The organism is Pseudoduganella violaceinigra DSM 15887 (assembly GCF_000425385.1).
GTDB classification, from domain to species: Bacteria; Pseudomonadota; Gammaproteobacteria; order Burkholderiales; family Burkholderiaceae_D; genus Rugamonas; species Rugamonas violaceinigra.
Genome location: NZ_AUDI01000001.1, coordinates 651,821 through 669,830 on the forward strand (window position 1 = coordinate 651,821; position 18,010 = coordinate 669,830).

17 protein-coding genes are annotated in these 18,010 nt (G+C 62.4%); 7 read left to right on the plus strand and 10 right to left on the minus strand.

The annotated features are described in order from the left end of the window. Positions 1-927 (plus strand): pseudouridine-5'-phosphate glycosidase, encoded by a 927-nt coding sequence (locus H597_RS0103030; RefSeq protein ID WP_028100825.1) that lies wholly within the window; start codon positions 1-3, stop codon positions 925-927. Further along, positions 912-1,820: a LysR family transcriptional regulator gene (locus tag H597_RS0103035; RefSeq protein ID WP_028100826.1), complete on the plus strand. Its 909-nt coding sequence runs from the start codon at positions 912-914 to the stop codon at positions 1,818-1,820. The genes H597_RS0103030 and H597_RS0103035 overlap by 16 nt, the downstream gene beginning before the upstream one ends. 19 nt (positions 1,821-1,839) lie before the next feature. Here H597_RS0103035 and H597_RS0103040 read toward each other — a convergent pair whose 3' ends face one another. From H597_RS0103040 to H597_RS0103065, 6 genes are all read right to left on the minus strand, one after another. Beyond that, positions 1,840-2,316 carry a hypothetical protein gene (locus H597_RS0103040; RefSeq protein WP_028100827.1) on the minus strand — a complete coding sequence of 159 codons (477 nt, stop codon included), beginning with the start codon at positions 2,314-2,316 and terminating at the stop codon, positions 1,840-1,842. Positions 2,317-2,383: 67 nt separating this feature from the next. After that, complete coding sequence (locus tag H597_RS0103045) at positions 2,384-4,285, minus strand: alpha/beta hydrolase family protein (RefSeq protein WP_028100828.1); 1,902 nt, start codon at positions 4,283-4,285, stop codon at positions 2,384-2,386. 23 nt (positions 4,286-4,308) lie between these two features. After that, positions 4,309-4,953, minus strand: a complete 645-nt coding sequence (gene pcp, locus H597_RS0103050; RefSeq protein WP_028100829.1) for a pyroglutamyl-peptidase I — start codon at positions 4,951-4,953, stop codon at positions 4,309-4,311. After that, positions 4,950-5,906 (minus strand): DUF979 domain-containing protein, encoded by a 957-nt coding sequence (locus tag H597_RS0103055; RefSeq protein ID WP_028100830.1) that lies wholly within the window; start codon positions 5,904-5,906, stop codon positions 4,950-4,952. The genes pcp and H597_RS0103055 overlap by 4 nt, the downstream gene beginning before the upstream one ends. After that, positions 5,903-6,595, minus strand: a complete 693-nt coding sequence (locus H597_RS0103060) for a DUF969 domain-containing protein (RefSeq protein WP_028100831.1) — start codon at positions 6,593-6,595, stop codon at positions 5,903-5,905. The genes H597_RS0103055 and H597_RS0103060 overlap by 4 nt, the downstream gene beginning before the upstream one ends. A 78-nt stretch (positions 6,596-6,673) precedes the next feature. After that, positions 6,674-8,950: a TonB-dependent receptor gene (locus tag H597_RS0103065; protein WP_028100832.1), complete on the minus strand. Its 2,277-nt coding sequence runs from the start codon at positions 8,948-8,950 to the stop codon at positions 6,674-6,676. Positions 8,951-9,341: 391 nt separating this feature from the next. Between H597_RS0103065 and H597_RS0103070 the strand changes: the two genes are divergently transcribed. The 5 genes from H597_RS0103070 to H597_RS0103090 all read left to right on the plus strand — a co-directional run bounded on the left by H597_RS0103070 (position 9,342) and on the right by H597_RS0103090 (position 14,963). After that, positions 9,342-10,340: a BMP family lipoprotein gene (locus H597_RS0103070; protein ID WP_028100833.1), complete on the plus strand. Its 999-nt coding sequence runs from the start codon at positions 9,342-9,344 to the stop codon at positions 10,338-10,340. Positions 10,341-10,421: 81 nt separating this feature from the next. After that, positions 10,422-11,951 carry an ABC transporter ATP-binding protein gene (locus tag H597_RS0103075; RefSeq protein ID WP_028100834.1) on the plus strand — a complete coding sequence of 510 codons (1,530 nt, stop codon included), beginning with the start codon at positions 10,422-10,424 and terminating at the stop codon, positions 11,949-11,951. 2 nt (positions 11,952-11,953) lie between these two features. Further along, complete coding sequence (locus H597_RS0103080; protein ID WP_028100835.1) at positions 11,954-13,036, plus strand: ABC transporter permease; 1,083 nt, start codon at positions 11,954-11,956, stop codon at positions 13,034-13,036. Positions 13,037-13,040: 4 nt separating this feature from the next. After that, positions 13,041-14,012, plus strand: coding sequence for an ABC transporter permease (locus tag H597_RS0103085; RefSeq protein WP_028100836.1), 972 nt, complete (start codon positions 13,041-13,043; stop codon positions 14,010-14,012). A gap of 81 nt (positions 14,013-14,093) precedes the next feature. After that, positions 14,094-14,963, plus strand: a complete 870-nt coding sequence (locus H597_RS0103090) for a transporter substrate-binding domain-containing protein (protein WP_051293483.1) — start codon at positions 14,094-14,096, stop codon at positions 14,961-14,963. Between the two features lie 23 nt (positions 14,964-14,986). Here H597_RS0103090 and H597_RS0103095 read toward each other — a convergent pair whose 3' ends face one another. The 4 genes from H597_RS0103095 to H597_RS0103110 form a co-directional block, all read right to left on the minus strand. Further along, entirely contained in the window at positions 14,987-15,211 is a 225-nt protein-coding gene (locus tag H597_RS0103095; protein ID WP_028100838.1) for a PEP-CTERM sorting domain-containing protein, read from the minus strand. Continuing rightward, positions 15,208-15,609: a hypothetical protein gene (locus tag H597_RS0103100; RefSeq protein ID WP_028100839.1), complete on the minus strand. Its 402-nt coding sequence runs from the start codon at positions 15,607-15,609 to the stop codon at positions 15,208-15,210. The genes H597_RS0103095 and H597_RS0103100 overlap by 4 nt, the downstream gene beginning before the upstream one ends. 135 nt (positions 15,610-15,744) lie before the next feature. Further along, positions 15,745-16,767: a S1/P1 nuclease gene (locus tag H597_RS0103105; RefSeq protein ID WP_028100840.1), complete on the minus strand. Its 1,023-nt coding sequence runs from the start codon at positions 16,765-16,767 to the stop codon at positions 15,745-15,747. Further along, positions 16,764-18,005: a phospholipase D-like domain-containing protein gene (locus H597_RS0103110; protein WP_028100841.1), complete on the minus strand. Its 1,242-nt coding sequence runs from the start codon at positions 18,003-18,005 to the stop codon at positions 16,764-16,766. Before H597_RS0103110 ends, H597_RS0103105 begins: the two co-directional genes overlap by 4 nt. Positions 18,006-18,010 lie beyond the last annotated feature (5 nt).

Consider the following 18,010-nt stretch of genomic DNA (forward strand, 5'->3'; position numbering starts at 1 on the left):
ATGCACCAATTCCTGTCCTTCTCCCCCGAAGTCGCCAACGCGCGCGCCACCGGCAAGCCGGTCGTGGCCCTGGAATCGACCATCATCTCGCACGGCATGCCCTACCCGCAGAACGTGCAGACCGCGCGTGAAGTGGAGCAGATCATCCGCGACGCGGGCGCCGTGCCGGCCACCATCGCCATCATCGGCGGCAAGATCTGCGTCGGCCTGACCGAAGCCCAGCTCGAAGAACTGGGCCAGTCGCCCGACGCGATCAAGGTATCGCGCCGCGACCTGGCCTACGTGCTCTCGCAGGGCAAACTGGGCGCCACCACCGTGGCGGCGACCATGATCTGCGCGCAGCTGGCCGGCATCAAGGTGTTCGTCACCGGCGGCATCGGCGGCGTGCACCGCGGCGCCGAGACCAGCATGGATATCTCCGCCGACCTGCAGGAACTGGCGCAGACCAACGTGGCCGTGGTGTGCGCGGGCGTGAAGTCCATCCTCGATATCGGCCTGACCCTGGAATACCTGGAAACGCACGGTGTACCGGTGGTATCCGTCGGCCAGCCCGGCTTCCCGGCCTTCTTCACGCGCGAGAGCGGCTTCAATGCCGACTTCCAGCTGGACACGGCCCCCGAGCAAGCCGCCTTCATCGCCACCAAATGGGCCCTGGGCCTGAACGGCGGGGTGGTCGTTTCCGCGCCGGTGCCGGAGGAGGAAGCCATGCCGAAGGAAGAAATCGACGCCATCACCCTGCGCGCCCTGCAGGAGGCGGAGGAAAACGGCGTCACCGGCAAGAAAGTCACCCCCTTCCTGCTGGCCCGCATCAAGACCCTGACCGAGGGCCGCAGCCTGAAGACCAATATCGCACTGGTGAAAAACAACGCGCGTGTCGGCGCAGCCCTGGCCCGCTCGCTGCAGGAGCATCCATGTCCATCGACCTGAAACAGTTAAAGTACTTCCTCGCCGTCGCCGAAGAGAAGAGCTTCAGCCGCGCGGCCGAGCGCCTGCACATTTCTCAGCCGCCGCTCTCGCAGCAGATCATGAAGCTGGAAGCGGAGCTGGGCGTGAAGCTGTTCGCCCGCACCACCCGCACCTTCGAACTGACGGTGGCGGGCAAGGCCCTGATGCAGGAGGCGTCGGACCTGCTGGCCAAGATGCGCATGACCATCGACACCGTGCGCCAGATCGACCGCGGCGAAGTGGGCCGCCTGCGCGTTGGCATCGTCGGCTCCGCCATGTGGGGTCCGATCCCGTCGATGCTGGAGGAATTCCAGAGCAAGTACCCGCGCGTGACCTGGACCATCCACGAATCCGGCCCGACCGTGCAGTACGACGCCTTGCGCGCCAAGCAGATCGACATCGGCTTCTGGCGCGAACCGAAGCTGGACGACGACGAACTGCGGCGCGATAACCTGAAGCAGGAACTCTGTTTCCGCGAGAACGTCTGCGTGGCGGTGAACGAGCACCACCCGCTGGCGAAGATGGACGCGATTGAATTGATGGACATCGCCGACGAACCGATGCTGACGCTGGCCCTCGATAAATCGGCCTTCCCGCGCTACCTGATCCAGTGCTGCATTAACGCGGGCTTCCATCCGGAAGTGTTCCAGGAAGCGCACGAGCCGCAGACCCTGCTGGCCATGGTGGGCGCCGGCCTTGGCGTGACATTGATGCCCGAGACCACCGCCCGCATCGGCTGGCCCGGCGTGGTGTTCCTGCCGATCCGCACCAACCCGCCCTCGGCCAACCTGTACATCACCTACACCACGCTGGACGATGCACCGGTGGTGCGCGCCTTCCTGAATATCCTGCGCCCGCCCCAGCGCGAGGACTGAGCCCGGGTTGCCGTCCCGCTTAGTCGGGGCGGCGGCCTGCCAGGTCGGCCACCAGCGACGGGCGTATTACCAGGAACAAGCCCATCAGGCTGCGCACCAGCATGCCCAGGAAGTCCGCCTTGCGGCCCGCATCCATATAGCTCAGCGCAGCCTCATTGCCGATCACCAGCACGAACAAGGAAGCCAGTTGCGGCAGTGCCCCCAGCATGCCCCACAGTCCAAGGATGACCGAACCCACGATGATCATTTCGCGTGCCTGCAGGTTGATGGTGTTGGCGTGGGCGGTGCGCGGCACCAGTTTGTGCGCCACCGTCATGGGGAAGAACCACAGGAATACGGCCAGACTGAAATAGGCGAAGGGGACCAGGAACAAGGCGGGCGACAGGTCGCCTTGCCGGGTGCTCGTGTAGACGAACAGGGCCATGCTCATGGTCGTCAATACCAGGAAGATGGCGAAAAGGCGAACGGCGGTACCGACAAACTGCTGCGGAGTCATGGAAATCCTCGGGAAATTACAAAATCGCTAATCCTAAATTCTGCCATAGGACGCCGGCGCCGTGGCCTCATTTTCCCAGCATCCTGTAGCCAGCCACGCGCGCCCGTTCCTGACCGGACAAAGGCTCGGTGGCCACGTTCAGGCAGCGGCCGAGGAACTGCTCGGTCAAGGCCAGATAGTCTGCGCGCGCCCCTGTCAAACCGTGCCCTTCCTCCGGCATTTCAACGTAGGTGTAAGCGGGATCGGCTTCCAGCATCGCCTGGATGAAGGGCGCATTGCCCGCTGCCGGCGTATTGGTATCCTTCGCGCCCTGCATATGCAGCAGGGGCAGCGACTTTAGCTGCTCGACGTGGTTCACCGCCGACATGGCCGCCAGCGCCGCGCGCTCCTGCGGCAAGCGGCTGTCGCCCGCACGCTCGATCAAGTCGGTGCGCTCGCCATTCCTGGCGATTGCCTCTTCAACAAAGCGCAGCTGATCCGCCGTCACAGAATCGACCACCGCGCATTTGAATGGCGCCCCGTTGGCCGCCATGTTCAGCGCAAGGTAGGCACCGAAGCTCGTCCCCAGCACCGCCACGCGTGAGCGATCCACCGGATAATGCTCCATCACGTAGCTCAAGCCATCGCGCGCATCGCGCGGAATGCCCAGTCCCCACTGCTTGCGGTCCAACGCCTCGAACTGCTTGCCAAAGCCGCGCGAGCCACGGTAGTTAATTGTCGCTACGGCGATGCCGCGCGACAGCAGCCAATAGCGCTCCGTATCCAGCTCGGCAAAGTCGCGCATCGACGGCCCGCCATGCAGCTTCAGCACCAATGGGCAGGGCTTATTGCCGCATAACGCCGGATCCGGCATCGCGATATAGCCCCGCAGTGCAGGCTCGCCTTCGCGCTCGATTGCGAAGTCCTGCATATCCCATTGCGCGAGCCTGGCGCCGCCCTGGCTCGCCAGCTGCAGCGGGCGCAGCTGGCCTTTTCCACGTTCATACAGGGCCCATAACGGCGCACCGCGTTGCGCGCCGTACTTCACGATCCAGAACTTGTCGTTCGGCGAGCGGTCGGCGATATGGGGAAAGCCCCAGCCGGCCGCCGACAGGCGCTCCACATCCGGCCGCACCCGCTCATCCAGCACCGCCAGTTCAGGCTTGCCCCGTTCGACCTGCACCGCATCCGGCCGCAGATCGACCGGATTGAGGATCACGCGCCGCACGTCGATGCCTGGCTGCTCATACATCACACGCTGGGCGCCGGTGCGCAGGTCCAGCTCCAACAGGGCAAGCGTTTCGCGCTCAACGGAGGACAGCATATAGGCCTTGCCTGCAGCCGTTACCGACACCAGTGCAGAGCCCTGGCGCTGGTCCGGCCCTGTCATATTGATTTCGCCTTTGCCGCCGTCGCCACCGAAGACCAGTGTTTGGCCGCCCCGGCCCGGCCGCAGCGCGAGGGAACCGTTGCCCCTCTCCTCCACCGGCACCAGCTTGCCTTCCCGGCCCACGTCAAGCACCGCGCCAGTGGCCGCGTTTCGATAACGGTACAGGGAGAACGCATAATTGTTGGCCGGCGTGCCAAGCGCCAGCATCACCTGCTCATTGGCCCCGGCCAGAACGCTGGCCTGGCCGGAATCCGGGTCGAGCCGGTAGACCAGGACACGGCCGGCGTGCTCGCCCGCCACCAGCAGTACATCGGCGGCTTCGGCGGCTTCGGCGGCTTCAGCGGACCAGCGGTACCAGTGCAGGCGCCCCAGGTCCAGCGTTACGGTCTTGGCGGGCTGGCCGGGCTGGTCGAGGCGCGTCAACAGCAACACGCCCGGATCGCCCCCGCCCTCGACCACCCATTTTCCGCTCGCACTGACCGCTGGGCGCGACGCCAGCGCCGCGGCGAAGATTTCCTTACGTGGTACCAGCGTGGCAGCGCTGGCGCTAGCGCTGCCGCTCAAAGCGCATAGCAACAGCGCGCCCCAGGCTTTATGCATCGGGAACAAAACAACTCCTTGGATTAATGGGTGGCGCCGGCGCCGGCCGAAATATCGCCGGCCGTGGCCAGCGATGTGCGCACCGCGACCCGCAAGCCTTCCACCACCTGCGGCAGCGCCATGCTGGCGGTGCCGGGATGGCGCGCGGCCTGTTCCGGCAAATAGGGAATATGGATGAAGCCGGCCCGCATCCCGGGCCGGCCGGCCTGCAGGTGCATCAGGCCATAGAACACATGATTGCAGACGAAGGTGCCCGCACTCTGCGACACCGAAGCCGGCATGCCGGCAGTGCGCAGCGCCTGGACGATGGCCTTGATCGGCAAGGTCGAGAAATACGCCGACGGGCCGCCCGCCACGATCGGCTGGTCCACCGGCTGCTTCTGGACATTGTCTTCGATCGGCGCGTCGTCGATATTGATCGCCACGCGCTCCACCGAAAGGTCCAGCCGCCCGCCGGCCTGGCCGACAGCAATCACGAGCACCGGCTTGAGCTCCTCGATCGCGCCGCGCATGGTCTCGATGGCCGCGCCGAACGCGCAGGGCAGTTGGCGCGCCACGACGCGAAAGCCGCCTTCTTTCCAGCCATCGAGCGCACGCACAGCCTCCCATGCCGGATTGACCGGCTCCTTGTTGAATGGCTCAAAGCCGGTAAGCAGGACGGTTTTCATGCGTTCATCAAAAAATAGAGCAGGACGATATTAGCACCGAGCAGCGGCAGCGCCGTGCCCAGCTGCGCCTTGATGACGGCGTTCCGGTCCGGCAGGTCCAGCAATGCAGTGGGAATGATGTTGAAGTTGGCGGCCATCGGCGTCATCAAGGTTCCGCAGTAGGCGCTGAACATGCCGATCGCCGCCATCACCGCCGGGTTGGCGCCGAACTTCGCCACCAGCACCGGTACGCCAACCCCGCCCGCCATGACCGGAAACGCGGCAAAACCGTTGCCCATCACGATGGTGAACAAGGCCATGCCGATACAGTAGACCGCCACCGCGGCCAGCTTCGAATCGAGGCCTATATAGGATGTCGTCACGTGCGCCACCGCCTTGCCGACGCCCGCCTCGGCGAACAACAGGCCGAGCACCGCCAGCATATGCGGCAGGACGATCGACCAGCTCATGGCGTCGACCAGGCGGCGGGCCTCGCGTCCGGCCTGCAGCGGCGTCGAGCGCGTCATCCAGCAAGCCATGCCAACCGCAGCCACGGCAGCGCATCCGAGGCTGGCCAGCGTCAGGTGTTTCTGGTCCAGTACAAACCAGTCGCCGATGCGCACATCTTTCAGCAGCGTGGCGCCGGCCATCGTGACGGCCGGTATGACCAGGGCCGGCACGAACAGCTTGTGCCCCAGGTTCGCAGCGCTGGCGCGGCGCGTCTCCTCGGCCGGCACGTCCGGCTTCCCGCTTCGCACCCCGCCGAAACCGGCCAGCAGCGCCATCACGACCATCGCCAGCCCTGCGGCGGAAGGCGCGATGCGATCGCCAAGCAGGTAGACCATGGCGTACAGCGCCCAGAACAGCCCCGTGGTCCAGCGGCGCGGGTTGCTGCGGTCGCGAAAGGACATCAGCGCAACCAGCGCCAGCATTGCGCCCAGCAGGTAATAGAAGAATTCGACGCGAACGATCATGCGGCGCCCAGGTAGCGGTCCATCCGCCTCAACCGCCAGGCATGGATGACGAATGCGCTGATAGCGGTTGGAATGCCCCACAGCGCCATCTGCAGCGGATCGACTTCAATGCCCTCCGCACGCAGTACGGTCTGCATCAGCACGATGGCGCCGAAGGCGACAAAGATATCCTCGCCGAAGAACAGGCCGACATTGTCGGTGGCGGCCGCCATGGCGCGGATGCGATGCCGCTGCGCCTCGCCGAGCTCACTGCCGCTGGCTGCCAGGCGCGCTTCAGCAGCGCCTTCCGCCATCGGCGCCACGACGGGGCGCACCATGTTCGGGTGGCCGCCCAGCGCGGTCAAGCCCAGCGCCGCCGACAGCTCGCGCACCGCCAGGTAGACGATCAAGAGACGCCCGGCCGTTGCCGAGCGCACGCGGGAAATGGTGGCCTGTGCATGCTCGCGCAAGCCAAAGCGCTCCAGCAAGCCGATCGCCGCCAACGGCAGCAGGTAAATCATCGGCAGGTTGCGCGTCTTGATGAATGCCGTGCCCAATGACGCCAGCAGTGTCTCGACCGGCATGAACGCGGCAAAGCCGGTGGTGAAGCAGGCAGCGGCAACCACCAGCACCGGATTTAAACGCAGCAGGAATCCGAGTACGATCACGGCCACGCCAAGCAGCGGCCACAAATTGACGGCAGAATGCATCGTTCACCTACAAAGGAAGAGCATACGATATAAAAAAACGCGCACCGAAGTGCGCGTTCTTGCAAGGCGATCAAGCGATCAGAAGTTCGCCTTGAACTGCACGCCGTAGGTACGTGGTTCGTTGACGATACCGGTCAAGTTGTCGAAGTCGATCGCGCCCAGGGCCTGGATGCGGTTGGTGATGTTGCGGCCGTAAGCTGCCAGCTCGTACTTGCCGTCGTTCCAGCGATAGCCCACACGCAAACCGCCTTCCAGCAGTTTCTTGGCCGTGTACTCTTTGGCTTCATACAGGAAGAAGTTGTACGAGGTGCGGTATGCCCAGTCGGTATAGGCGTAGATTTCGCCGTCACCCAGCGACTGGCTGTAACGCAGGGTGAAGTTATGCTGCCACTTCGGTGCGCGCGGCAGCGGGTTGCCGTCGATCAGGGCTACGGTGCCGCCGGAAATCGAAACAGTCGGATCCGTAATGGTGCAGCCGCTGGAAGGATTGTTGGCAAAGTTACCGCATGGCTGAACGAACAGGTTTGGATCCTTGATCTTGGTGTCGTTGTAGCTGGTGCCGAAGGTCACAGCCCATGCATCGCTCAGATTGGCCTGCAGATCCAGCTCCACACCGCGGCCGGTCACCTTGTCGGCGTTGACCAGCTGGTTCATGTTGACCGAGCCGGAACCGGCGGTCAGCTGCTTGTCCTTCACGCGGTAGTTGAACACGGTGGCCGACATGCGCGCACGGCGATCGAACAGGTCCTGCTTGACGCCGAACTCCACCGACAGCGCTTTTTCGGCATCAGCCTGGGACGGCTTGGAATTCAGATCGAACAGGCGGCCCTGCATCGAAGGCGCACGGTAGCCGGTTGCGACGCGGCCGAACACGTTGGTGTCCTTGTTCACGGTGTAGGTACCGCTCAAGTCCCAGCTTACGTTGTTCGACGTATCGTTCAGGGTGTTCACTGCGGACAGCGGCGGCTCGACGCGGGTGGCGACGAAGTCCTTCTTGTCCTTGGTGTAGCGCAGGCCGGCGCGCAGCTTGAAGGCTTCGTTCACGGTGTAGTTGACGGTGCCGAATGCCGCGTACGACTTCGCATCCTGTTGCTGGGTCGCATAGGCCGCGTTCTGCGGGTTACCCGGCGCGAACGAATTGAAGGAGATCGAATCGATCTGGATATGCTCGTCAAAGTAGAACACGCCGGCGATCCATTGCAGCGGGCCCTTGTAGTTCGACTCGACGCGGAATTCCTGCGACCACTGCTTATGGTCGGGAATCAGGTCGGCGGTTTCGACCGGGAACGGGATCGCGCCGGGACCGGCCGGCAGCACCTGGCAGCTGCCGACGTTGCAGCCATAGCCGCCGTCCACGTCGCCGCGGCTGTAGAAGTCCAGCTTCTCGTAGCCGGTGATCGAGTGGAAGGTCAGGCCCGGGGTATCCCAGCGCAGACGCAGGTTGGCGCCCTTATTCTTCAGGTGCTGCTCATTGCCGCCATCGGTCGGGTAGGACTTGTAGTCGAAGTTGTCGACCAGCTCATTGGTCCCCTTCTTCAGGATATTGGCGCGGAACAGGGTCGCATTACCGTCCATATCGCGCGCGTGCAGGTTCAGCAAGGCGCTGAAGTCCTTGTTAGGCTTGAGCAGGAACTGGATGCGGCCGGCGTTGTCCTTGTAGCCTTCGAAATCCTTGGTCGGCGCGTTTGGACGATCGTTGTGCACGCGGTCGCCGCGGTGCTGCGATTGCAGCGAGATGCGGGTCGCCAGCACGTCGTTGATCGGCATATTGAATGCGCCTTCATAATTGCGCACGCGGTCCTTGCCGATACCGACGTTGACATAGCCTTCCTGGCGGAAGACCGGCTTGGCCGAGTCGAACTTGATCACGCCGGCCGGGGAGTTACGGCCGAACAGGGTGCCCTGCGGGCCGCGCAGCACTTCCACCTGGTCCACGTCGAACACCGGGAAGCCCTTCAGCATTGGATTTTCCTGCACGATGTCGTCCATCACCAGGCCGACCGGCTGGGAGGCGTTCAGGTCGAAGTCGGTGTTACCCAGGCCGCGGATGTAGAAACGCGGAAAGGTACGGCCATAGTCCGATTCCACGGAGACGGACGGCGAACGGCCGTTCAGGAAACGGATGTCCTGGCCGCCCGACGTCAGCACGTCCAGCTTCTCGCCCTTCAGGGTGGCGATCGCCATCGGCACATCCTTGATGTTTTCAGCGCGGCGCTGCGCCGTAACAATCACGGTCTCCAACTGGCCCGGCTTTTTGACTTCTTCGACGGTGGTTTCTTGCGCGCTTGCGTAGTGCAGGGGAAATGCGCTGGCGACGGCCAGGGCGATCAGAGAGTGCTTGAGGCGTTTATCCATACCCGTTGTTCCAATCTTTAAATGAGATGAGAGGTAATGTTGCAATGGCGGAAATCCTAGCACGAAAGCCATTGCCCTCTATTTCCTGCAAGAAACATGCATTTAGTTGACGTTGATATAAATAAGAAAGTAAAAACGTATTTGCCATACATATCGTGCCTACTGCATAGTAGTGAACCACGAATCCATGCCCTGATAAGCAGATTCGACTATGTGAACCTGTGTTTGCAGTTTGATTACGTGCTCAATATTTAATCAAGAGTACAGATAGAAAATTTGTATTAGTGTGTTGTTGGCAAGCTACAAGGTGCCGTGGCTTGCTTTGGCGCGAAAAAGCGGAACGAGGCACTCCATAAAAATATACAATAACGAACTTCGACGGAGCCCTTACATGAAAATCAAACAACTTAGCATGATGATCGCCGCAGTTGCGGTGGCAGCCAGCGCAAACGCGGCTGATCCAAAGCTGGGCATCGTGTACGACGCTGGCGGCAAGTTCGACAAGTCGTTCAACCAGTCCGCTTTCGAAGGCGCGTCGCGCTTCTCGAAGGAAACCGGCATCAAATTCATCGAAGTGCAAGCCAGCAGCGACACACAGGCTGAGCAGGTACTGCGCGGCCTGGCCCGCAAAAACCTGGACCTGATCGCCTCGATCGGCTTCGCCCAGACCCAGGCGGTGCAGAAAGTCGCCAAAGAATTCCCGAAAGTCCGCTTCGTTCTGATCGACGGCGTGGCACAAGGTAATAACATCGAATCCGTGACGTTCAAGGAAGAAGAAGGTTCTTACCTGGTGGGCGTGGCGGCGGCCATGGCTTCCAAGTCCAAGAAACTGGGCTTCATCGGCGGTATCGACATCCCCCTGATCCGCACCTTCGCCTGCGGCTATGCCCAGGGCGCCAAGGCCACCGACAAGAAAACCGAAGTGATTTCCAATATGGTCGGCACCACCTCCGCCGCCTGGAACGATCCGGCCAAGGGCGGCGAGCTGGCACGCGCCCAGTTTGACCGCGGCGTGGACGTGGTATTCGCCGTGGCCGGCGGTTCCGGCATGGGCACCCTGCAGACTGCCAAGGAAAAAGGCAAGCTGTCGATCGGCGTGGACTCCAACCAGAACCACCTGTATCCGGGCTCCGTGCTCACCTCCATGGTCAAGCGCGTGGACAACGCCGTGTACGACTCCTTCATGCAGATGAAAAACGGCACCTGGAAGGCCGGCGTCACCGCCAAGGGTCTGAAGGAAGGCGGCGTGGATTGGGCGCTGGACGAGAACAACCGCAAGGTCGTCACGCCAGAGATCGAGAAGAAGGTCTTGGGCGCGCGCAAGGACATCATCGATGGCAAAGTGAAGGTCATCGATATCCGCACCACCAACGCCGCCTGCCCGGCCTAACAAGCAGTTCCATTAAAGAGAACGCGCCGACGGGGAATCCCGTCCGGCGCGTTTTTCAGTAAATAAGACCGAAAAATCCCTATGACGCCAGCAGTAGAATTCCGCAGCATCTCCAAGCATTTTGGGGCGGTGAAGGCGAATACGGACGTCAGTTTCTCCATCGCCAAAGGGGCCATCCATGGCCTGGTCGGGGAAAATGGCGCCGGCAAGTCGACCTTGATGAGCATCCTTTACGGCTATTACCGCGCAGATGGCGGTGAGATCCTGCTGGACGGCAAGGCACAGCACATCCACAACTCGCACGAAGCGATCCGCCTGGGCATCGGCATGGTGCACCAGCACTTCATGCTGGTCGAGAACATGACCGTGCTCGATAACGTGATGCTGGGCAGCGAAGGCGGTTTCCGCCTGCGCGAGCACCGCGCTGAGACCGAGAAGAAGCTGCGCGAAATCTGCCAGCGCTATCGCCTGGACGTCGATCCGCTGGCCACCATCCACGACCTGTCCGTGGGCGCCCAGCAGCGCGTCGAAATCCTCAAGCAGATCTACCGCTCGGCCAATATCCTGATCCTGGACGAGCCGACCGCCGTGCTGACCGCTCAGGAAACCGAATCGCTGTTCGAAATCCTGAAGCTGTTCAAGGAGCAGGGCAAGACCATCATCCTGATCACCCACAAGCTGCAGGAGATCAAGGACATCACCGACACCGTCACCGTCATGCGCGGCGGCCGTGTCGTGGGCGCGGTGCAGACCGCCGACACCAGCAAGGAAGAACTGGCGCAGATGATGGTTGGCCGCCCGATCGAAAACAACCTGCCGCGCGGCGAGTACAAGCCGGGCAAACCGGTGCTGGAGGTGAAGAACCTGCAGCTGTCCGACGACAACGGCGTCAAACTGCTGCAGGACATCAATTTCACCCTGCGCGCCGGCGAAATCGTGGCGATTGCGGGCGTGTCCGGCAACGGCCAGTCCGAACTGATGGAGATCCTGTCCGGCATGAAGCTGCCGACTTCCGGCGCGGTCGACTTCGAAGGCAAGGCCCTGCCCTATCCGAAAAGCGGCGATGCCGACGGCCTGCCGACCAAGTTCCGCGACCTAGGCATCGGCCACGTGCCGGAAGACCGCCTGCGCGACGGCGTGATCAAAGCCTTCTCCGTCATGCAGAATACCTTCTTCGGCTACCAGGACAAGGTCAAGAACAAATGGGGCCTGATCGACTTCAAGGGCATCGCACAGCGCTGCGCCGGCCTGATGAAGGAATTCGATGTGCGCCCGGCCAACCCGGACCTGCGTATCGGCCTGCTGTCCGGCGGTAACCAGCAGAAGGTGGTGATCGCGCGCGAAGTGCTGGCCAAGCCGAAGCTGATGCTGGTCGGCCAGCCGACCCGCGGCGTCGACATCGGCACCATCGAATCCATCCATACCCAGCTGCTGGCCCTGCGCGACCAGGGCGTGGCGATCCTCCTGGTATCGGTGGAACTGGAAGAAGTGCGCGCCCTCGCCGACCGCATCCTCGTGATGTGCGGCGGCAAAATCACCGGCGAACTGAAAATCGACGAATTCGACACCACCCGCATCGGCCTGCTGATGGGTGGCATGCATAAACACTGATCATGACCACGAACGATATGCCACGCTGGGCAACCGGCTTTGTCCTGCCCATCCTGAACCTGATGTCCGCCCTGCTGGTGTCCGCACTGGCGATCCACCTCATGGGCGAAGATCCGGTTGAATCGCTGAAGATCCTGATCAACAGCGCCATCGTCAACCCGGAAGGCCTGAGCTACACGCTGTTCTACGCCTCCACGCTCGTCTTCACCGGCTTGGCCGTGTCGATCGCGATGCAAGCGGGCTTGTTTAACATCGGCGCCGAAGGCCAGATGTATTTCGGCGGCCTTGGCCTGACCTTGGTCATGATTAACCTCGACGCCGTGCTGCCATGGTACCTGCTGATCCCGGCGGGCATGGTCGGCGCCGCCGTATTCGGTGCGCTGTGGGCTTACATTCCAGGCTACCTGCAAGCCAAGCGTGGCTCGCACATCGTGGTGACGACCATCATGTTCAATTTCATCTGTGCTTCGCTGATGAACTTCGTGATCGTCAAATACCTGATTCCGGCCGGCGAGCAGAATACTGCCTCGCGCGTGTTCTCCGCCGCGGCGGAAATGCCCCGACTGAATGCTTGGTTCCCAATCCTGGGCGAAACCCCGCTCAATATCGGCTTCTTCTTCGCTATTATTGCGCTGGTCATTTATGGTGTAGTCATGTGGCGTTCCGCATGGGGCTACAAGGTACGCGCGCTGGGCCTGAATCAGCACGCAGCGCACTACGCCGGCGTCAAAATCAGCGCCATGATTATCATCATCATGCTGATTTCCGGAGGGTTGGCCGGCCTGGGGGCGGTCAACTCCATTATGGGATCGACGCACTACCTGTCGTTGAATTTTGTTGGCGGCGCGGGATTTGTCGGTATCGCGATCGCGCTGATGGGCCGTCAACACCCGGTCGGCATCTTCCTGTCGGCGGTATTGTTCGGCGCGTTAACCCAGGGCGGCTTCGACCTGTCGCTGGAAAAACCGAATATCCCGACCGAAACCTTCATCTTCATCCAGGGCTTGATCATCCTGTTCTGCGGCGCTATGGAAAACCTGTACGCCCCGCTCATCATCAAGCTGCTCAAATCGCGCAAGGGCTAAGACCATGACTTTCGAAGATCTCCACCTGGGTTCCATCCTCGTCTCCACCGTGCGCAATGCGCCGGTGCTGATTTTCGCCGCCATGGCCGGCCTGTTCGCCGAACGCTCCGGCGTGATCGACATCGGCCTGGAAGGCAAGATCCTGGCCTCCGCCTTCGTATCGGCAGCCGTGGCTTTCGTCACCAAAAATCCATGGTTAGGCATCCTGGCCGGCATGGGCGTATCCGTTGCACTGGCCCTGCTGCAAGGCTTTGTCGCCATCACCCAGAAGGGCAACCAGCTGGTGGGCGGCATCGCGATCAACATCGCCATGAGCGGCCTGACCTTCGTGGTCGCGCAGTACTTCTTCCAGCAAGGCGGCCGCACCCCCGACCTGGGCGAAGCGCGCCTGTTCGACGTCGTGCTGCCGGGCAGCGCCGCGGTGGCAGACATCCCCTTCCTCGGCTGGTTCTATACCAGGCTGATTGGCGGCCATTCGGTGCTTGTGTACGTCGCCTTCCTGCTGGTGCCGCTGGTCCACTGGTTCCTGTACCACTCGCGCTTCGGCCTGCGCCTGCGCGCCTGCGGCGAGAACCCGCACGCCGCCGATGCGGCCGGCGTCTCGGTTGAACGCACCCGCTACAGCGCCATGCTGATCGCAGGCGTGCTGTGCTCGTTCTCCGGCGCCTACCTGGCGATCGTGCAATCGGGCTTCTTCCTGCGCGACATGTCCGCCGGTGCCGGCTACCTGGCGCTGACCGCCATGGTGTTCGGCAACTGGCGGCCGGTATACACCTTCCTCGGCTGCCTGATGTTCGGCTTCTTCGGTGCAGTGCAGATCCAGCTGGAAGGCGTAGACCTGCCGGTAATCGGCCGCATCCCGGGTGCCCTGATCCAGATGGTGCCGTACCTCGTGACCGTGATCGTACTGGCCGGCCTGATGGCCAAGTCGGTGGCCCCGAAAGCGATCGGCATCCCCTTCGTCAAGTCACGTTAAACACAAAAGCACCGGCATTCACGCAAAAACCCGCTTCGGCGGGTTTTTTGTTTTATATTTCATGGTGCAAGGAGCTCCGCCATGATCCGACGACTGTTGCAGGTCCTGCTATATTGCCTGTGCTTTAACGCGCAGTCGGCGGACATTCGGCTCGTCTATCCCCGCTACTTCACCATCCACGACAGCAGCCTCGAATTCGACTGGATCGTGCTGCGCGCCGCCATGGAAAAGACCGCCGCCAAGTTCGGGCCTTACCAGGTTTCCGCTTCCAGCGAGCCCCTTTCCGTGGCGCGCCTGCTGCAGGAAATGTCGCGCCCCGACGGCAGCATCAACATCTTTGCCCGCGCAACCGATCTTGACCTGGAGAAGAAATTCAATCCGATCCGCATCCCCATCGACCGCGGCTTGATGGGGATGCGCCTGCTGATGGTCCGCCAGGCCGACTTGCCGCGCTTTGCCGCCGTGCGCACACTGGACGACCTGAAGCGGCTAAGCGCCGGCCAGGGCAAGGCCTGGATCGATACCCAGGTACTCAAGGCGGCCGGGATCACCGTGGTTGAAGCGCCGCGGGCGGATGCCCTGTATGCCATGCTGGAAGCGCGACGCTTCGACTTTTTCCCGCGTGCCCTGGACGAGGCGCCGCGCGAGCTCGATGCGCTGGCCAAGTCCCGCCCCGGCATCGTGATTGAGCCCACCCTGATGCTGCGCTACCCCCTGCCGCGCTACTTCTTTGTACGGCGCGACACGGAGGGCGACAAGCTTGCCGAGCGCATCAAAGCGGGCATGGAGATGATGTTGCGCGACGGCACCCTGGCCGCCCTGTTCCGCCAGTACGAAGGCCCGCTTGTCGAGCGCGCCCGGATCGGCAAACGCCGCATCATCGATTTGCTAAATCCGGCCCTGCCGCCGGAGACGCCGCTTCAGCGCAGCGAATTGTGGTTCAGGCCTTAGAGGCTGTTTCAAAATGGGCGTGGCTAGGCGCAGCGACGAAGGCAGTGCGCTTGCACGGCAAGGAGCTGCAACAACGCCATGGCCATTTTGAAACGGCCTCTTAGCCTGCGCCGGCTCCAGCCGGCCAGCGTCGCCAATCCCCCCAGCAGCATCACCGCACTAGCCGGTTCCGGCACCGGCAACGGTGCTGGCAGGATTTCATAGATAGTCAGGTCAGTCCAGTACAAGTCGCGCTGCCATTCATTCATCCCGTAACTCCATTCCGAATAACGGTCGCCGGTACGCAGCCCTGCCCCCAGCCAGAAAATGCTTCGTCATTCCCCCACCACTGCGCGTCGATCGTCAAACGCCCGGTCATGACATATTGAAATTTGAAGGCGTCGATCTGGCAGCGGAAATACGGGTCGCTAAGGCTCAGGCATCCATCCAGATATTGGCGCCCCTGGATGACAAGCGAGGTCAATTCTGGCAAAGAATAATAGCCATCCCCGTTAAGGTCCTTCCCGCTGAAACTTCCATCCACACGCGCGTCGTGCTGAAAGACGCCATTCTCATTGAATCCCGTGTAGCTGAATTGCCAGTCTTCAGCACGGGCAGCACCTACAGCGCAGGCGAATGCCAACGCCAGAACAAGTTTGCAAGCCATGATGTCCTCCTTCGCAAGAAGTGGACTTTGATGCTAGCAGCAAGCCCGCAAAGATCGGACTCGTCCAGTCTGTCGTGCGCAACAACGCGGAAGGCTGCCAGGCCCTGAAGGAAGGGCCTGGCATGGCTTAAAGCATCAAGGCCAGATCTTCTGCAGCAGGCCGGCCAGGTTGTAGCCGCCCTTGATCAGCTGTTCGCGCGCGATCGCGGACGAAGGCACCGGGTAGTTGTCCGGCACCGTCATCGCCCACACGGTGTAGGAAGCGCCGTTGCGGCTGGTCTGCTTGCTGGCCACACCGACCTTCACGTCGGCGTAGGCCTGCTTGGAAACTGCCAGCGAATCGTTGGCCCACTGTACCGGCCAGGTGCCGGCGTCGCCCTTCGGCAGGGTGATGGCCGGCTTGCCATCGATGGCCCATTGCGAGAACTTGTCGACGGTGCGCATGCTGCTGCGGCGCATGGCGTAGTCGACCACGGTGGTGTCCCAGTAGGAGTGGAAAGGCTTGGTCGGGTACTTGGCCTTTTCCTCTTCGCCCGGCGGGATGGTCTTGGCGCTGGCAGCCGCCAGTGCCGCTTCATCCATCTGCAGGTTGTTGCCGCCGCGCGAGTCGAAGATGTTCAGCGAGTCGACTTCCTTTTCGGTCTGCGGCACGACGAACTTGCCGTCCTTGTCGACGAAGGCCGCGCCCACGTGCAGCGGCTGATGGATGTCGCCGGCCAGGTGGGTCAGGATCAGCAGCGCCTGGCGCTTGGTGAACTTGCCGTCGCCCTTGTCCTGCAGGGTGGCGATGCATTGCTGCAGGGTCTGCACCACGTCATGCTCGGACGTGCCCACGCCATGCAGGCGGTATTCATTCAGCTGGAACGGCACATCGGTGTAATGGTATTCGGTGTGGTCCGGGTGTGCGGCCACGTAGTCGTTCATTTCCTGGCTTTGCGGGCCGCAGAAAGTGCCCTTCACGCAGTCGGCCCAGTTGGCGACCTTTTCCAGGCTCTCGCCCGGCAGCAGCAGTGCGTTGACCTGCTTCTCGGCGTTGCTGCCCTTAATCAGGTTATCGGCGATCGCGCCCACGATGCGGTGACCGGCATTGCCCCAGGCCAGCGCGTTGGTGGACAGGAAAGCGCCGGACAGCGCGGCGATCAGTGCGAGTTTCTTCATTCTTCTTTGCCTTTAATCGGTTTCGGGTATTCCTTGTTGAAGTCCAGCGGCGCCGCGTATTGCGAGCCCCATGCCTGCTCCTGCAGCGCATACAGGCGCTTGGCCATGTCTTCGTTGCGCATCACGACTTCCATATTGCGCGACAGGTCGAAGTAGCCGCCGGCCCAGTTGCTGGTGCCGACCCACGCCAGCTTGCCGTCGATGACCAGGGTCTTGCTGTGCCACACGCGGGCAAACGGAATGAAGCCGGTGGAAGCTTTCGGTATCGTCACGATGCGCACTTCCACATTCGGCAGGATGGCCAGCGATTTCAGGTAATGGATGGCCGGTTTTTCCAGGTTCCAGTTCGACACCAGCAGCTTGACCTTGACGCCGCGCGCGGCGGCCGCGCGCAGGGCGTTGTCGACCACGGCGTAGTAAGGGCGGGTGCCGTTCGGGCCATAGCTCAGGGGCGCGTAATCCAGCATCGAGACGCGGATCTCCTCGTTCGCCTCGGCCAGCAAGGCCGGCAGCACGGCTTCGGAATCCGGCACGCCGGCCGGGTTGTAGCCGCCGGGGCTGGCGATCAGGAAGTTGGCCTCCTTGGGCAGCGCCACCGCTGCGGCATGGGCCAGGATGGCGGCTTTGGGCTGCAGCGCTGCGACGGTCTTGCCGGCGGCGAGCATCGCTTGCGCGGCCCAGTCCTGCTCGAAGATCGCCTGCACCTGGCCGACGATCTTGGCGTCGTTGATGCGCAGGCCGGTTTCGTGGATATGCGTGAAGGCGCGCCAGTCGAAATTCTGGCTGCCGATGAAGGCCGCTTCGCGGTCCACCGTCATGTATTTGGCGTGGATGATGCCGTTGCCGGTCAGCTGGCTGACGTCCAGCACCCGCATGTCCAGGTTGGGGATGGCGCGCAGGCGTTCCACGGTCGACTTCTCGGACAGGCCGTTGACGCCCTTCTTATCGATCAGGAAGCGGATTTTCACGCCGCGCCTGCCGGCCGCCTCCAATCGTTCGATCACTTTCTCGAACGGCGCGCCCGGCACGCTGGCCACGTAGAACTGGCCGATGCAGATTTCGGATTTCGCATTGTCGAACAGCTCGGTCCAGACTTCCAGCGGGCCGCGCAGGTCATCGCTTGTCAGCGTGGTTTCGACCGGCGCGGTCTGCACCAGTTCAAAGCCGGGAATGCGGAAAGCCGCATGGGCGCTGGTGAAACATGCCGCCAGTGCGGTGGCGAGGAGATAACGGCGCATGGCCT